Origin of the sequence: Nocardia abscessus, from assembly GCF_015477775.1 — a bacterium.
Taxonomy (GTDB): domain Bacteria; phylum Actinomycetota; class Actinomycetes; order Mycobacteriales; family Mycobacteriaceae; genus Nocardia; species Nocardia abscessus_A.
On sequence record NZ_JADLQO010000011.1, the window covers coordinates 212962 to 229072 of the forward strand.

Below are 16111 nucleotides of genomic sequence, written 5' to 3' on the forward strand. Positions count from 1 at the left end.
TCGGCTGTTTCCTCGTGCAGAAATGCAAGCGCGTCGACGTTGCCGAACCGGGTTCGCGTTCGATTTCTGGCATGTCCGACGCGGATCGAAGGAGAGTCGAATGATCGAGACCACCCGAATGGCGCTCAAGAAGAAGACCATCACCGTGTCGTCGACGGCCACGGAGCCCGCAACGCGGAGTTCGCCCGGCTGGTACAAGCTGCACAACGATTCGGGGGGACACGTCTCGGTCTACCGGCAGGAATGGGACAAGCCCAAAGAGCTGTTCGTGCTGGCCCCCGGCGCTACCAGTGCCGAGTACGAGGCCGGGCACGAAATCTACATCCTGTTCTCCGAGTCCGGTGAGTGGTCGCCGATCACGTGGACCGGTTCGGACCTCTCGTTCACCATCACCTATCAGGTCAGCGGGTACACCACCTCGAACCAGGTGAACAACGTCAGTTCCTTCGGATAGACGGCACGACATCCGGTCGGAGGCGCAACCACCGGCCCGCGTTGACTACGCTGACTCGGTGTCCAAATCCGTGCCACTGACGAGACTTCTCGATGACGCGGGCTTGCTGTCGCTCGAGCACCGGCTGCACCTCGAAGAAGTGCTGGGCGCACACGTGTGGGAAGCCGACCTGGAAGGACGCAGGCTCGAATTCCTCGGCGACGAGCGCTCCATCGTGTGCACCGACGTCCACCTGCTCGGAACGGCCGACGCGGAGTCGTGGCTGTGGGGATGGGCCAATCCCTGGGGCTACCCGCGGTCGCTGCTGCGCTCCGCGCAGACGGTGCGCGAGTTCGGCTTTCGGTACGGCGTCGCCGAATTGTGTTCGGCGGAACTGCCCGTAGCGCTCGGCGGTGCGGCGCCGGAGCCCTATCAGGTGGCCGGGCTGATGGCGGACGCGGCGAAGATCGTCTGTGGCCGCTGGAGCTCCTACTGTGGGGTCATCGATGGCGCCTGCGTCGCGTTTCTCGTCGACCATCCGGCGTTCGAGCTGCCCGCGCCGACCGCCTCCGGACTCGCTCGCGTGCTGGCCTATGGTTTCGGGGCACTGCCGCTGACGGATCACCGGCGTGCCGTGCACAGCTACCTGACCCGGCGCGGCCTGGTCACCGAATTCCTCGACGACTACCGGTGGTTGGAATTCAGCGGCCACGGTATCGCGGGCGATGTCGAGTTCGACGCGTCCGGCGAGGTCGCGAACCTCGACATCCGCATCGTCATGGATCGGATCGAGTCACCCTTCGAGCCGAAGACGCAACCGGCCGACTCGCACTGACCGCCGATCGTGCGGCGACCTGCCGCCACGGTGCCGGTCAGCTCGGCGGAAACTGTTGCTGGAACCAGCTGAGAATCTCCGGAAGGGCAACGCGGGCCGTCCCGCCGTGGTCCACATCGCCCACGTCGCGCAGCGTGGCGTTGCCGCCGGCGAGAGCTCGCAGGCAGTGCTCGGCGTTGGCGTAGGGGACGGCGCGGTCGCCGCGGGCGGCGTAGAGCTGGACGGGCACCCGTGGCGTCCAGTCGCAGGTTCCGTCGCTGTCGGCGATCGCCTTCGCGGCGGCGCCGGTCGGTTCGGCGGCCAACCCGAGGAACCGTGTGGTCAGCAATTGCCCGGGTGTGGGCGCCAGCGAGGTCACGATGGTGATCTCGTTGTGGAATCCGTCGAAGAGTTCTTCGACCTTGTCGGCGTAGGGCTGCTGGAAAGCTTCGGTCGGGTCGTCGTAGAGGTGATGGATCCGGTTCATCGAGGTGATCCAATACGAGAGGAAGAGGACCGCCGCGCCCGGCACGACCCGGCCGTCGAGTGCGGCCGGCGCCTGCACCTGCCGTAGGTCGTAGGGCCCGCTGATCGGGGCCAGCGCGGCGACGCCGAAGCCCGGGATCGTTCCGGCCTGCAGCGCCTTGCCCAGCGCCATCGCGGCGTGGCCGCCCTGGGAGAAGCCGGTCACCAGTACGTTCGGGTCCAACTCCCGGCGTTGCCGTGCGGCGAGGGACTGCGCCGCGCGCAACAGGTCGGCCGACGCGCTGACCTCCGACGGTGCATGGGTGTAGGGGTGCAGTCCGGGGCCGGTCCCCAGGCCCAGATAGTCCGGCGCCGTCGCCGCGTAGCCGGCCGCGGCGAACATCACCGCGCGCAGCCGGTCGGGGAGGTTGCGGTTGTCGACCGACGGCGCGTCGCTTTTCAGCGTCATGGTCCCGTGCTCGTAACTGACCACGCGCAGACGCCCGGACTCGGTGCGCGGCAGTACGACCAGCCCGCTCGCGGTGGTCGGTTCGCCCTGCGGGGTGATCGTGCGGTAGTCGACGCGAAACGCGTCGACACCGTTGCGGACGGGCGTTCGGATTCCGCCGTCGGTCAGCAGCGCGGCGGTCTGTTCGGGCGGCAGGCTCAGCAGGGATGTCGTCGATACGATCTCGCCCCGGGCGGGCCGCGGTTCGGGCTCGGTGTCCCCGCACCCGACAGCGGCACAGAACAGGACGACGACCGCAACCAGACAGCGACTCGGACGGTACATCGGTCGATCCTCTCGACGAACATCGGCTCGGCTCCATCATCGTGCCTGCGACGGCATGTGCCGACCAACGCCGGTCGGCCGGTTTGGGACGTATCCGCCGCGTTCGCGCGCGTATCCTCGGATATTTAAGTGAATGATGGTTCCGGAGCATCCCTTCCATCTACCTGCGAATTACTGCTATATGTTATGAATCATTGACGCAGACTTTGCAGCAACCCCGACCCGGACCGGGCCGCCGCGCGATGACTGCTGATCGAGGGTCTCTACCCCGGAGGGAGTGGACATGGGCACGCTGTCGGCGAGCGCGGGAACGGAAATCTACTTTCGTGCGGCGGCCGCGACGCTGGTCGAGGCGGCGACGGTCCTGGCGGATTTCGGTTGCTCGCCGATCGACGCCTCCGGGATTCTCGCTCGGTTGCGTCGCGTCGAGCACGCGGTCGGCGTGGTGATCGCGAACTTGACCACTGCCCTGGAGTCGGGCGCGGTGGCCGCGGATGGTGCGAGGCTGTCCGAATTGGGCCGGGCGCTCGGTAGCGTGGTCGAACGCGCCCGGATGGCGGGCGCGCTCGCGGACACCTACGTCATCACGGCGGTGCCGGACGAGGTGCTCGAGGTCGTGGTGACGATAGGCCGCTGCGCGCACCTCACCGCCGCGGCACTGAGCGCATGCGATCAGCCGCTGCTCGGGTCTTATCGCGCCGAATTGCTGCGTCTCGCGGTGCATGCCGAGCGAACGTTCACCCGGTGGTCGCTGACGCGGCCGCGGGCCGGTGCGGACCGGGCAGCGGAACTCGCCGCAGCGCTCGTCTCGGTCGTCCACGCGTTCCTGGCGGTCGGCTACGCGGCGGCGATCGTCATTCCGGCGTGACTGTCCAGCGCGAACCGGGGCCTCGGCGGGCGACCCGTCCTGTGCTGCCACGTGCGCTGGAAGCTTCAGTATGTGTCCATGCATTCTTTCCAGCTTTGGGACGATACGACCAGGGCAAACTGACGTTTAGTTAGTGGTTGTTCATGTCCTGTGATAGAACTCACTCGGCGAAACGAAGGGGACTGTTCGACATGGAACCAACAGCCAAGCAACGCGCCGCGCTGAACCTGATCTGCGACACGTTCAACCCCGGCGACGGGTTGACGCTGCCGTCGGCGAGCGCGCTCGGCGCCGTCGACACCGTCTTCCAGATCCTGGGGCGAAACCCGCGCGAGGCCGAGAAGAAGCAATTGGCCACGCTGCTGAACCTGTGGGATTCCCGGCTGACCGGCTTGCTGACCGGCAGCGGTCCGCGCCGCTTCTCCCGCTTGTCACAGCAGCAGCGGGAGCGAGCGCTGCTGCGGCTGGCCGATTCCCGCTTCGAGCCGGTGCGGGTGATCTTCCAAGCGCTCAAACAAGCGTCGCTGCTGTCCTACAACATCACTCCCGGCCCAGCGGGCGTCAATCCGCTGTGGAAGGAGATCGGCTATCCGGCCCCGACCGGTCCGCTGCCGACGGCGCCCGCACCCGCGCTCACGCCGCTGCGGTGCACCGAGACCACCGAACTGCGGTGTGATGTCGTGGTCGTCGGATCCGGTGCGGGTGGCGGTGTCGCGGCGGCGGTCCTCGCCGAAGCGGGTCTCGACGTCGTGGTGCTGGAACGCGGGAACTATTACGACGACCGCGATTTCGGTACCGGCGAACTCGGCGGACTGCAGCAGCTGTACGCGCCGGGCCCGCCCGCGTCCACCGAAGGTCAGATCACCCTCGTCGCGGGCACCTGCCTCGGTGGCGGGACGGTCGTGAACTGGAGCACCTCCTTGCCGACGCCGCAGGACGTGCGGGCGGAGTGGGCCGCGCTCGGCGCCGGTCAGTTCGCCGAGACCGAGTTCGACGAGGCGCTCGAAGTGGTGCAGCGGCGCCTCGGTGTCACCGATCGGCGTTCGGTGTTGTCCGCACGCGACGGCGTTCTGGAGCGCGGCGCCAAGGCGCTGGGCTGGGAAGTGGATACGTTGCCGCGCAACGTCACCGACGCCTGCGACGCCGGTGTGGAGTGCGGTCGATGCGGATATGGCTGCCGGCTCGGCGCCAAGCAGTCGGTGACCAAGACCTGGCTCGCCGATGCGGCCGACCGGGGCGCCCGCCTCGTCGTGGACGCCGACGTGCGGCGCATCCTCGTGCGCGGCGGCCGGGCTCAGGGAGTCTCGGCGGTCACCTCCGACGGCGTGGCGATCGAGGTGCACGCACGTGCGGTCGTGGTGTCGGCCGGCGCGATCCAGACCCCGGCGTTGCTGCGGCGTTCCGGGTTGCGCAACGACAACATCGGTCGCTATCTGCGCCTGCACCCGGCGGCCGCGGTGTTCGGCGTGTTCGAGGAGGAGATCAGGCCGTGGGAAGGCGGCTTGCAGACCCGGATCTGCCGCAGGCACAGCGATCTGGACGGCAACGGCTACGGCGTGATCTACGAAACCGGTCCGATCCATCCCGGTCTCGCCACCGGGTTCATGAGCTGGCGCGGCGCGGAGAGCCATCGGGCCACCATGCTCGATTTCGCGAAATCGAACGCGATCGGCATCATCACGCGCGACCGTGACCCGGGCAGCGTGTCCGTCGACCGCGGCGGTGAGCCGATCGTCGAGTACCGGTTGTCGGACTACGACGCCGCCCATCTGCACACCGGAATCGAGGGGGCGGCGAGCATTCTGGAGGCGGCCGGCGCGCACCGCATCTTTTCCGGGCACCAGGCCGGCGTCTCCTATGAACCGGGCCGGCGCGGCTCGCACGCCGAGTTCGCCGCCGCATGCCGGGCCGCCGGGTACGGCCCCGGGCGATGTTCCCTCGGCGCGCTGCACATCATGGGCTCGGCCCGGATGGGCGGCTCGCCGGAGGATTCGGCCACCAACCCCGACGGCGCCACTTGGGAAGTGGCGAACATCGTCGTCGCCGACGCGTCTTGCTTCCCAACGGCGTCGGGCGTCAACCCCATGGTGTCGATCGAGGCGATCGCCTACATGAACGCGAAAAGGCTTGCCGCGCAGCTGGTCTGAGCGTCGGTCGGAGCCGGTGCGGTCACAGCGCTCGAATGCCGTCGAGCACGGCGCGCAGGAGACCGAGGTCCGACTCCGACCCCATCGCGGGCTGGGGCGACCGGCAGATCAGTCGGCCGTCGTCGAGCAGGTCGCCGATGAGGACCTTCGTCATCGTCAGGGGCAGGTGCAGTCGCGCGGACACCTCGGCCACCGACTGCGGGGTGTGGCACAACTGCACGATCGCGGCGTATTCCGGCTCGGTGCGCCGCAGCGCGGTACCGGGCGCGGCATCGACCACCTGGGTGGTCAGGTTCAGTTCCGGTCGCGCGGCACGACCCCGGCCGCGCGTGATGGCGTAGAGCCGGACCAGCGGTCCGGCGTCTTCTTCGTACCAGGGATCGTGCGGATAAGTCATGGCTGTGTCGAAGCGGGTGGGTGCGGGCGTGTGTCGACCGAAAGATGTGTTCCGACTCGCTGCACCGTCTGGTTCATCTCGTAGGCCACCATACCCATGTCCGCGGTTTCGGACGCCAGCAGCGCCAGGCACGCGTTGGCGCCCGCCGCGGTGACGAACAGCACCGCCCGGTCGAGTTCCACCACGGTCTGGCAGACGCCACCGGCGTCGAAATGGTGACCGACGCTGCGCGACAGGCTGTGCAGGGCCGAAGCCATCGCACTGAACCGCTCGGCGTCGGCCTTGTCCAGCTGGTTCGAGTGCCCGAGCAGCAGTCCGTCCGAGGACAGCAGCACCGCGGACTGGGCTCCGACCAGTCCGGTGACCAGCTCGTCGAGCAGCCAACCGAAGCCGGTTCCCTGGGAAGTAGTCATCGTCGCCTTCCGATGGTGGGGTGGATCGCGGACTAGTCGAGGTCGGGACGCTTCCGGCGTCCCTGGCGGGTTCCGCTCTCGATGGCACTCATCAGATTGCGCGCTTCGTCGGCGGTCCGCTGCCGGACCGGGGCGGCGGCGGGCGCCGCCTGCTCCTCGGGGGATTGGCGGCGGCGACGTGGCAACGGCGGCCGGGTATCCGTGGCGGGCTCGGAATACGGTGTGGTGTCCGAGCCGAATCCACGGTGTTCGAGGCGCGCGCTCGGTGCCGGGGTTTGCTCGGAAGGCGGGGTGAACCATGCCGATCGTCGCACTACCGGAGATTGCCGAGGTCCTGCGTTGTCCGACATCGGTGTCTCCGGCGGTTCGGCAGGGCCGCCGTCGCTCTGTTCGTATGGCCGCGTCTCCGTCTGCAGAAGGGCGCTCGGAAGCAGCACCACGGCCCGGACGCCGCCGTAGACCGATTCACCCAATCGCACCGAAACGCCGTGGCGGTGGGCCAGCTTCGCGACCACGAACAAGCCCAGCCGGGTCTCGCTGGACAAGGTCACCACACTGAAATCGGGTGGGTTGGACAGCAGTTCGTTACGCGCGGTGAACTCGGCGTCCGACATGCCGAGACCCTGATCGATGATCTCGACCGCCACACCCCGCCCGACCACGACGCCGGTCACCTCGACGCGCGCCTGCGGGGGTGAGAAGGCTGTCGCATTGTCGGTCAGCTCGGCCATCAAATGGATCAGGTCGGCCACGGCGTTGCTGGATACCTGGATATCCGGCAGCCGGCCGATCTGGATGCGGGTGTAGTCGAGGCTTTCCGCGACCGCGGCCCGGACCAAGTCCAGCAGCGGCACCGGCTTTCGCCAGCGCCGACCCGGTTGTTCGCCACCGAGGATGATGAGGTTCTCGGCATTGCGCCGGGCCCGCGTCGCCAAGTGATCCAGCTGGAACAGCAGTTCGAGCTGGTCGGCGTTCTCCTCTTTGCGCTCGGCCTGGTCGAGCAGTGCGAGCTGGCGGTGCACCACGACCTGACTGCGATGGGCGATGTTGAGGAACACCGCGTTGACGCCCGCGCGTGTCTTCGCCTCCGCCGCCGCGGCCGCCACGGCCGCGACGTGCGCACGGTTGAAGGCGTCGGCCACCTGACCCAGTTCATCGGAACCGAAATCGAGGCGCGTGAGCTCCTTCTCGGAGTCCACACTCTCGCCGCGGCCGAGCCTGTGCATGAGATCGGGCAGCTGCTGGTCCGCCAGCTCCAACGTGTCGCGCCGCAATCTGCGCATCCGCGCGATGAAGCGATTGGCCAGCACCAGCGCCGCGACGAAGGCGAGGGTCGCGACCAGCAACACCGCCGCGCCGCCGAGCAGGGATTGCCGCGCGGTCCGGTCGCCTTGCTCGCGGGCGATGTCGTGCGCGTCGCGGCTCTGGAAATCCCACAGCTTCAACAGCGCCGAGCCCACCTGGCCGGACGCATCCTGCCAGGCCGCGACGCTCATGGGCAATGCCGCGGTCGTGGATGACGAGCGGGTGCCCTGGGTTCTTCCGGCACCGTCCGTGGAACGAGTCGAATCATCGAAGTCGGTGCCCGCCTCCACCGGTCCTCGGACCATCACCGCATCCTGCATCGCGATCACCTTCTGGTAGGCCGCTCCGGCAGTGATCTCCTCGAGCTGGGCGAGCCGGGTGCCCTTCAGCACGCGGCTGGAATAGGCGACCTGGCTGCGGAATTCGCCGACCAGCCGGTTGAACTCGGTCAGTTGCGCGGGAGTGTGTTCGCCGCGGGTCAATGCCACCGCGCCCAATGTGTCCGCCATCGACAATGCCTCGGCTGCTCGCAGGGGCTCGACGCCATGGCCGAGTTCGATGGCGATGTCGGCTTGCGGCGCCACCCGGGCGGCCAGCATGGACGCGGCGACGATCGTGCCGATGACCTGGCTGAATACTTGGAATACATCATTCGGTGGCGCCTGCTGGGCGTCGACCCCGGCGCGCAGCGTGGGAACCATGGCGAACAGCTTGTTGTAGCCCTCGATATCCGAGGCGGAGCCGCCGGGATTGAGTTTGCGGGCGGCATCGCCTTTGTCGATCACCGCCGCCAGCGCGGCGTCCGAGCGCTGCCGCGCGGCGGCGAGCCCGGCCAAGACTTCGGCGTCACCTGCCAGATACAACAGCGACAACCGGCGTTCCTCCTGGAACGCCTGCACCATGAGAATGGCAGGCGCTGTCGTGCTGCTGGCCAGCTCCGCCCATTCCTCCGCCTCACGAGCGGATTTCACCAGATAGCCCGCCGCTCCGACGCCGATGGTGAGCAGCGTGACGCTGGAGATGAGCACGATCGCCAGCAGTCGCACCCGCACACTCACTCGACCACGGACATCGCGCTGACTCGACCGCACCAGTCCCACAGCGGACGTGCGTAGTTCAGACCACTTGCTCACGGCTGGAAACGCCTACCTCCAACACGGCGCCGCCCCGGCCGGCCGACACCTCACCTGTACCCGTCCGAAGAATAACGAAAGCGTAGCGATCACATCGCGAATCACACGGATTTGTGATACTCCACAAGTGAACCGCAATTATTCCTGAATTGTATTGCACCTCCCGTAGGACCGCTGGGGTGGCGCAGGAGGGGCGGCCCTTTCTTTCCGGGATGCGCGTCCGCTCAGCGGTGCGGTCCGCGGCGAGAGGCGGCGGCGATGACGGCGGATCAGTGCAGGTGACTCGCATGTGGCACCGTGCGCGAGTGGGCGACAGCGTCGATACCCGCCGAGTTCTCCGGTGCCGGGATTCGAGCTCTGCGGGTGAAATCCGCAACTGCCCGGACCGGTGGAGACCGACCACGAACTTACCGGCCATTCTTCTCGAATTACATCAGCCCGCCAACCGTGTAGCTCGACCTGTCGAGTGCACGTGGATGGGACAGTACCCGAAGTGGCCGGATGCGCGAATATGCTTCCCAGTCAGGGGGACTCGGCTCCCGGTGGTCGCTGCGGCGGCCGGTGCGGACGAACTCGCGGCGCGCTGCCCGGCTCCGGTTTTCCGGAGTCGCGGAACGGGACGTCGTGGCGCGGGCCGCAATCGATCAGGCGGCCCTCGACTCGAGCGCCGCGATGACACACTGCAGGGTCTGCGCCGGATCGAGGCCGGGGCCGTGCCGGCTTCGACAGTCCTTCGTTCGGCGTTCATCCCGCACTTCGTTGCGTTCGACGACTGTTTCGGGCGCACATTCCAGATGCAGGCCGCCGGGTACGGTGCCGGTGGCCCGGCAGGTCTGGAAGAACGCTCGGATGCCGTCGATGACAACCTCGCCGAGCAGAGGTAAGTGGCCGTGCCGGGTACGCGGGGCGTGCGGCAGCGGATCGAACACCCAGCAGACCGGAGTTCCGCACGCGGTAGCCGCATCGAACAGGGCCGGGAGCCTGTCGCGGGTGCAGGCGGCGCTGAGCCCCGGAACGAGGGTGAGTCTGCCGGGCACCTTCTGCGGATTCAACGTGCGGCACAGGAACTCGACCTCGTGCGGGGTGGTGGTGGGACCGAGCGCTACGGCAACAGGGTTGCCGACCCCGGCGGCGAACCGTACCTGGGCGCGCGCGGCCTGGCGGGTCTCGGCGCCGATCCAGAGCAGGTGTGCCGAACGATCCCACCCGCGCCGGTGGGCGCTGTGGGGGGGAAGGATATCCGCGTCGGGCGGGACCGGTTCCCGTGAGACGTGCAGCGGCCCCAGAGAACTGTGCAGTTCGTGAGCGCCCGGCGGTGCGATCGCGGCGAGGGGCAACAGTCCACCGACCTCGCGGAGCAGATCGCGGCGCACCGGGTCGTGGCAGCGATCCGCGGCACGGCGCAAGATGTTCACACATAGCGTGAGTGGCAGGCGATCGCCGCGCAGGCCGTCACGAGCCGCGCGAACGGACCTCTTCGGCACCGGGTCCGGCGTGCGGCCGGGCAGATCGCTTCCGTCATCGGTCCCAGCGCCGACGAAAGACGCCGCCGCGGGGCCGAGTACGTCCGGGATCCAGCGCGGTCCGGGATACCGCACGGCCGCTCGTTCGATGGCGACGACCGGTTCACCCGACCCGTGCGCCATGACCGCCGCCGCGGCGTAGATCAGCGCCCGGCGGGCATCGACGGCACGGGAACCACCTCGGGTGGATCGGTCGCCGCTGCCACCGAGGTGCAGCACGAAGCCCCGCCCGCTTACTGCCCTGGCCAAACCGGCGGTGAGCGTCTCGCACTCCTCCGGGTGCACCAGCGCGGGCAGTGGGCGCGAGCGCCGCACGCGGCCCCACAGTGTCGCGGGCGGGGTATCCGTCCGCCCGTTGCCCGTGGGCTCCTGCGTGGCCGGGAGTGCTGTTCGGAGGGTGAAGGATCCGGGCTCCGCGCGTTCCGGTTCGTCGGCCCAAGGCGGATCATCATCGGTCGCGGGGGCATAGGCGGGTGGAACGACGCTGGGATTGAACGACTCCCGGATGTAGCAGAGAGGCCGATCGCCGAGCAGCATGACGTAGGACCGTGCCGCGCACATCCTGCCATCCGGCCATCTCGTCACGCCGGTCCGTAGCAGCTGCCTGCGCTGGGACATCCCGCGCGAAATCAGGCCGGACCCGATGGCCACCCGCACATCGTCCACCCCGGACGCGGCCGCAGGCCCGCGCACGGCGACGACGTAGTTGACGGATGCGGTGACCAGATCGGCGTTGACCAGACACGAGCGACGGACGATGAGGCGATCGGCGCCGGATACACGCAAGGCCTCGGTGACGGTGCTCGGCAACCGACCGGCTGCGATATCGTCCTGGCGCAGTACCCGAATCTGCAGCTCGGTGCCCAGAATCGCCGCGAGCACGGGGGTGGTGAAACCGTCACTGCCCAGCAGCATTCTGGTCAGCGGGTGGCGGAATCGTTCGACCCCGCCCTGTTTACGGAGACCCGAACCACCGGGCGGGCAATCACCCGGTGGTTCGGGGCCGGTGTGCGTGATCGTCACGGCCGGCTCCGTGAGGTGGTTGTCACGAGAAGTCCGAACCGAACCGGCGCTAGTGGGTGGTGGCGCCGGCCGCCGTCGGTGGGAGAACGGGGCGAGCCACGGCGGAGACTTCCGCGTCCGTTCTCGGTCGATCGGTCAGGCCGAGGACCGGATCGGTCGTGATGCGCAGTTCGCCGGTCGTCGTGTCGGCCAGCGGATCACGCCAGTGATCCCACACGACGGACATATCCAGGTGACCCATGTATTCGAGATTCGCCGACTCGTCGTGGAGTCGTTCGGCCGCGGAGATGATGGTTTCGGTGGTGGCGCGCTGCTGCGCTCCCGAGGACTCGTCCATGTCGGTGAGTCCCGCCATGATCTCGGTGAACTGAGCTTGCTTCGTGTCACCACTGTGCCCGGTGGTCAGCGTGCCCGCATGCGCGAAGTACTCCTCCGACCCTACATACTGTTCGTACATCCGGGAGACCAGGACCAGGAACCTTGTGTAGGCCCGCCGGTAGGCGTGCTCGTAGAAGCCGAGGGCGTCGGCCTCGCTCAGCTCGCCGCGCAAGATGGTCGCGATCGCCGCCGACGCGACCAGACCCGAGTAGGTCGCCAGGTGCACGCCGCTGGACAACAGCGGATCGAGGAAGCACGCCGCGTCGCCGACCACCACCCAGCCGGGACCGCAGAACCGGTCAGAGCTGTAGGAATAGTCCTGCTCCGCCTTGACCTCGGCGACCTGTCGCGCGCCCTCGAGCAGCTTGCTCATGGCCGCGCTGTCGCGGATGGTGTCCAGGTAGTACGCCTCGCGTCCTTGTTCACGAAGTTTCGGGGCGGCTTTGCGCGCGGAGACGACGTAGCCGACGCTGTGGCGGCCGTTCGACAACGGAATGTTCCAGAACCAGCCGCCCTCGGGAGTGGACACGACGTTGATCGCGCCTTCCGGACTGTCCGGATGTAGGTGTGCGCCTTCCCAATACGACCAGACCGCCACGTTGCGGAAGGCCGGGTGCTGCTGGCGGTCGACGAGTTGCTTTTTGGCCAGCACACCGGCCCGTCCAGAGGCGTCGACGAGGAAGTCGATCTCGACGGTGTGGACCTGGTCGTCACCCTCGAGGGTCCATTCGACGGCCGTGGGGCGATCGCCCTCGAACAGTACATTGGTGACCGTGGCGTGCTCGATCACCTTCGCCCCCTGCTCGGCGGCGTTGCGCAGCAGTATCTCGTCGAAGACGTCGCGCTGGACCTGCCACGACCATGCCTCCGCGTCGACGAGCTTGGACCAGTCCAGCAGCCAGTCGTCGTTCTGCCACTGGAAATGGCCGCCGCGTTTGACCTGGAAGCCATGGGCGGCGACGGCGTCGTAGGCGCCGGAGAGGCGCAGTGTCGACAGCACCGATGCCAACAAGCTCTCGCCGATGTGATAGCGCGGGAACTTATCTCGTTCCAGGAGGGTCACCCGGACCCCCGACTTGGCGAGCAGGGCTGCGGTGGTCGACCCGGCTGGGCCGCCGCCGATGACCAGTACGTGCGGATTGTCCATAGCAAACTCCCTGGAACTGCCGACAACGGATCGTGCGCCGGTTTTCAGTGACGGAAGAACCCCGGGCGAGCCATGGTGGTGGGCTAGCCCGGACAAAGCATTGCCGCTGATTAGCTATGCTAACGGTGCACGATTTGATTGTAGCAATCGATAGCGAATCCTCAATATTGAGAACAGATTTGGCAACTCTTGGTCTATCGATCAGAGGATTGCTATGGGGTCGCTAAGATCCCCGCGGGAGACCTTCCGTCGAAGTCGCGTCACTCGGGGCGGCCTGCGACTCCGAAAGAGACGGACAGCGTCGACGAGACAGAAACCGTTGCGGGGGAGGGTGATTCAGCAACGCGATGGAAACGCGCCTGGGGTACGTGGAACTTCGAGGTAGGCGGCGATGGCGTATGTCGTCTGCACATCACCCCGCTTTCCGTACTGATTCAGGATACGGTGGGCGCTCGGATCGCACCGGCCGTTCATCCGGAGTTACTCGGCCGGTGACCTCATCGCCGCTCCGGCCAACTCCGGGCGATGCACCGCCCGGACGGATAACGTTGTGGCGCGGTCGATTTGCCGGGGAAATGGCCTGCTCGCGCAGTGCGCGCCGTGGTGTCGGTGGGCGTGACACTCGCGATGAATCCCTCGGCGACGGCGTCGGAGGACGCGACGCGTCCGGGCGCTTCACTCCCGGCGGAAAGGGCTCGAAGCAACCCGCGTGCGCGAGGACAATGGGCCCGCCCGGCATCGGGCGGATGCGATCGGGTCCGCCGCTTACACCCGGACGGGCACACGGATCTTCAGCGGCGCAGAGCTGTCTCGTGCCGTAGGCGCGACAGCTTTTCGGGATTGCGCACGGCGTAGATCCCGGTGATGAGGCCGTCGTCGACCCGCACCGCCAAGACGGTGTCGAGCTCCTCGTCGAGGCGGAGAATGAGCGCCGGGCAGCCGTTGACTTGCGCGGGGCGCAGGGACACCGCGGCGGCGACCCTGCGCAGCCCGATGGTGAGCGCCCGGCCCACCCGGCCTGCGCCCACGATGGGCCGCGGCACGGCCTGCACGATGCCGCCGCCGTCACCGAGCAGGACGACATCCGGTGCGAGGATGTCGAGCAGGCGTTGCAGGTCGCCCGTTTCGACCGCCCGCTGGAACGCCTCGAGCGCATCGCGGGTCTCGGCCGGGGAAACGATCCCACGCGGTCGGCGCGCGGCCACGTGCGCCCGCGCCCGGTGCGCGATCTGGCGGACCGTGGCCGGGCTCTTGTCGACAGCGTCCGCGATCTCGTCGTACCCGACGTCGAACACCTCGCGCAGTACGAACACCGCCCGCTCGGTCGGCGTGAGCGTCTCCAGCACCAGCAGCATCGCCATCGATACGCTGTCGGCCAGTTCGACGTCCTCGGCCACGTCGGGTGCGGTGAGCAGCGGTTCGGGTAGCCAGGGCCCGACGTAGGACTCTTTTCGGCGGCCGAGCGTGCGCAGCCGGACGAGTGATTGGCGGGTGGTGATCCGGACCAGGTACGCGCGCTGATCCCGCACGGTGCCGAGGTCGACGCCCGACCAGCGCAGCCAGGTCTCCTGCAGGACGTCTTCGGCGTCGGCGGCGGAACCGAGCATCTCGTAGGCGACGGTGAACAGCAGGTTGCGGTGAGCGAGGAACGCCTCGGTGGCGGGGTTCGCTTGGTGGTCCCGGCTCGTACCCCGGTCGTGAGCTCCGGGCGCGTTCTGTGACGTGCCGGTCATAAGTGGCTCCTCTTCACGCTGACTGTGTCACCCACAAGACACCGGTCCCTGCCGTTTTGTGACACACCAGACGGTAGCCAATGCGACCCGCGGCCGAACTATGTCCCGCCGGGGCGGCGTGGCGTCACCCGAAGTGCACGACCGCCGCCGCGCCGGAGCTCAGAAGAACGGGCGCCACCGGATCCCGGACCAGCGCCCTCACCGATCCGGGAATGTAGCCGAGTGGACCGACAGACACCGTGCCGGAATCCGAGTGAGCCGGCGACTCGCAGGCGGACCCGGAGGCCGGAAACGCGAAGGTCCGTGCCCCGGACGGGGCACGGGCCGGTTGCCCGCTGGGTCGGGCTCAGGCGTAGGTTTCTCCCGCCGCTGCCTTGGCGCGCAACGATTCCGGTACCTCGAACCGGTCGCCGTAGCGAGCGCGCAACTCGTCGGCGCGTGCCACGAAGCCGGCCGGACCGCCTTCGTACTGGTTGATGTACTGGATCACGCCGCCGGTCCAGGCCGGGAAGCCGATGCCGAAAATGGATCCGATGTTGGCGTCGGGCACCGTCCGCAGCACGCCCTCGTCGAAGCAGCGGACCGTGTCGATGGCCTCGGAGAACAGCATGCGTTCCTGTATGTCACGGAACGGGATGCCGTGGTCTTCCTTGGTGTATTTCTCGACCAGTCCCGGCCACAGACCGGCCTTGTTGCCCTGCTCGTCGTACTGGTAGAAGCCGCGGCCTTCCAGCCGCCCGGGACGGTCGTACTCCTCGACCATGGCATCGACCAGCGGATAGGCGTTGCAATCGACCCAGCGCTTGCCGTCGGCGAGGAAGTTCTCGCGCAAAGAGCGCCGGATCTTCTGCGCCAGCTTCATATTGATCTCATCGGTGAGCGCGAGCGCGCCGACCGGGTAGCCGGCCTGGGTGGCGGCCTGTTCGACGGTGGCCGGATGCACCCCCTCGGCGACCAGCGCGACGGCCTCGTCCATGAACTGGCCGATGACGCGGCTGGTGAAGAAGCCGCGGCTGTCGTTGATGACGATCGGAGTCTTCTTGATAACGAGGGTGTAATCAATCGCGCGAGCGATCGTTTCGTCGCTGGTGTCCTGGCCGACGATGATCTCGACCAGCGGCATCTTGTCCACGGGGGAGAAGAAGTGCAGGCCGATGAAATCCTTCGGCCGGGTGACGCCGGTGGCCAGATCGGTGATCGGCAGAGTGGAGGTGTTAGTGGTAACGCTGTAGCGCGACGGCATCGAAACCGCCCTGCTCGCCCATGATCGCGAACGACGGCGGCAGGCTCGCCAGGCAGGTGTTGGGGACTGCGGGGCGAGGGGAAGTGGTGGGCCCCTCGCCGCGCGCAGCGACTCGCGCACGCCTTGTTGGCGTCACGTCAACAAATCTCCCGCGCTGTTGGTGGATTGTCAATATGGCGGTCGGCACTGTATTGGCGATAGGCCAATAAACTCGCCTGGCGCAGGAGGACTGCGTGATCTTTACCAGCTGGTTCAAATTTATGTACTGTTCTGATGACAGCGGTGAACCGATACGT

The 16111-nt window shown here is 67.7% G+C and carries 11 protein-coding genes and 1 pseudogene; 4 read left to right on the plus strand and 8 right to left on the minus strand.

The window, feature by feature from the left end:
* Positions 1-100: 100 nt before the first annotated feature.
* Both IU450_RS26020 and IU450_RS26025 read left to right on the plus strand, forming a co-directional pair.
* Positions 101-454 (plus strand): hypothetical protein, encoded by a 354-nt coding sequence (locus IU450_RS26020; RefSeq protein ID WP_195152368.1) that lies wholly within the window; start codon positions 101-103, stop codon positions 452-454.
* 58 nt (positions 455-512) lie between these two features.
* Positions 513-1268, plus strand: a complete 756-nt coding sequence (locus IU450_RS26025) for a DUF6882 domain-containing protein (protein WP_195152369.1) — start codon at positions 513-515, stop codon at positions 1266-1268.
* A gap of 37 nt (positions 1269-1305) precedes the next feature.
* Here IU450_RS26025 and IU450_RS26030 read toward each other — a convergent pair whose 3' ends face one another.
* Positions 1306-2505 carry a lipase family protein gene (locus tag IU450_RS26030; RefSeq protein ID WP_195152370.1) on the minus strand — a complete coding sequence of 400 codons (1200 nt, stop codon included), beginning with the start codon at positions 2503-2505 and terminating at the stop codon, positions 1306-1308.
* A gap of 283 nt (positions 2506-2788) precedes the next feature.
* Between IU450_RS26030 and IU450_RS26035 the strand changes: the two genes are divergently transcribed.
* Positions 2789-3373, plus strand: coding sequence for a hypothetical protein (locus IU450_RS26035; RefSeq protein ID WP_195152371.1), 585 nt, complete (start codon positions 2789-2791; stop codon positions 3371-3373).
* Positions 3374-3564: 191 nt separating this feature from the next.
* Positions 3565-5520, plus strand: coding sequence for a GMC family oxidoreductase (locus IU450_RS26040; RefSeq protein ID WP_195152372.1), 1956 nt, complete (start codon positions 3565-3567; stop codon positions 5518-5520).
* A gap of 22 nt (positions 5521-5542) precedes the next feature.
* On the opposite strand, the gene IU450_RS26045 is transcribed toward IU450_RS26040, so the two are convergent.
* The 7 genes and pseudogenes from IU450_RS26045 to IU450_RS26075 all read right to left on the minus strand — a co-directional run.
* Positions 5543-5917 carry a DUF742 domain-containing protein gene (locus IU450_RS26045; RefSeq protein ID WP_195152373.1) on the minus strand — a complete coding sequence of 125 codons (375 nt, stop codon included), beginning with the start codon at positions 5915-5917 and terminating at the stop codon, positions 5543-5545.
* Complete coding sequence (locus tag IU450_RS26050; RefSeq protein ID WP_043692599.1) at positions 5914-6330, minus strand: roadblock/LC7 domain-containing protein; 417 nt, start codon at positions 6328-6330, stop codon at positions 5914-5916. Before IU450_RS26050 ends, IU450_RS26045 begins: the two co-directional genes overlap by 4 nt.
* 32 nt (positions 6331-6362) lie before the next feature.
* A complete protein-coding gene (locus tag IU450_RS26055) occupies positions 6363-8693 on the minus strand; it encodes a nitrate- and nitrite sensing domain-containing protein (RefSeq protein ID WP_324197826.1) in 2331 nt (776 codons plus the stop codon).
* Between the two features lie 719 nt (positions 8694-9412).
* Positions 9413-11314: a 3-deoxy-7-phosphoheptulonate synthase gene (locus IU450_RS26060; protein ID WP_195152375.1), complete on the minus strand. Its 1902-nt coding sequence runs from the start codon at positions 11312-11314 to the stop codon at positions 9413-9415.
* A gap of 49 nt (positions 11315-11363) precedes the next feature.
* Positions 11364-12839 carry an NAD(P)/FAD-dependent oxidoreductase gene (locus IU450_RS26065; protein ID WP_195152376.1) on the minus strand — a complete coding sequence of 492 codons (1476 nt, stop codon included), beginning with the start codon at positions 12837-12839 and terminating at the stop codon, positions 11364-11366.
* A gap of 791 nt (positions 12840-13630) precedes the next feature.
* Positions 13631-14572, minus strand: a complete 942-nt coding sequence (locus IU450_RS26070; protein WP_195152377.1) for an RNA polymerase sigma-70 factor — start codon at positions 14570-14572, stop codon at positions 13631-13633.
* Positions 14573-14918: 346 nt separating this feature from the next.
* Positions 14919-15791, minus strand: a pseudogene (locus tag IU450_RS26075) (3-hydroxyacyl-CoA dehydrogenase NAD-binding domain-containing protein); the annotation flags it as partial.
* Positions 15792-16111 lie beyond the last annotated feature (320 nt).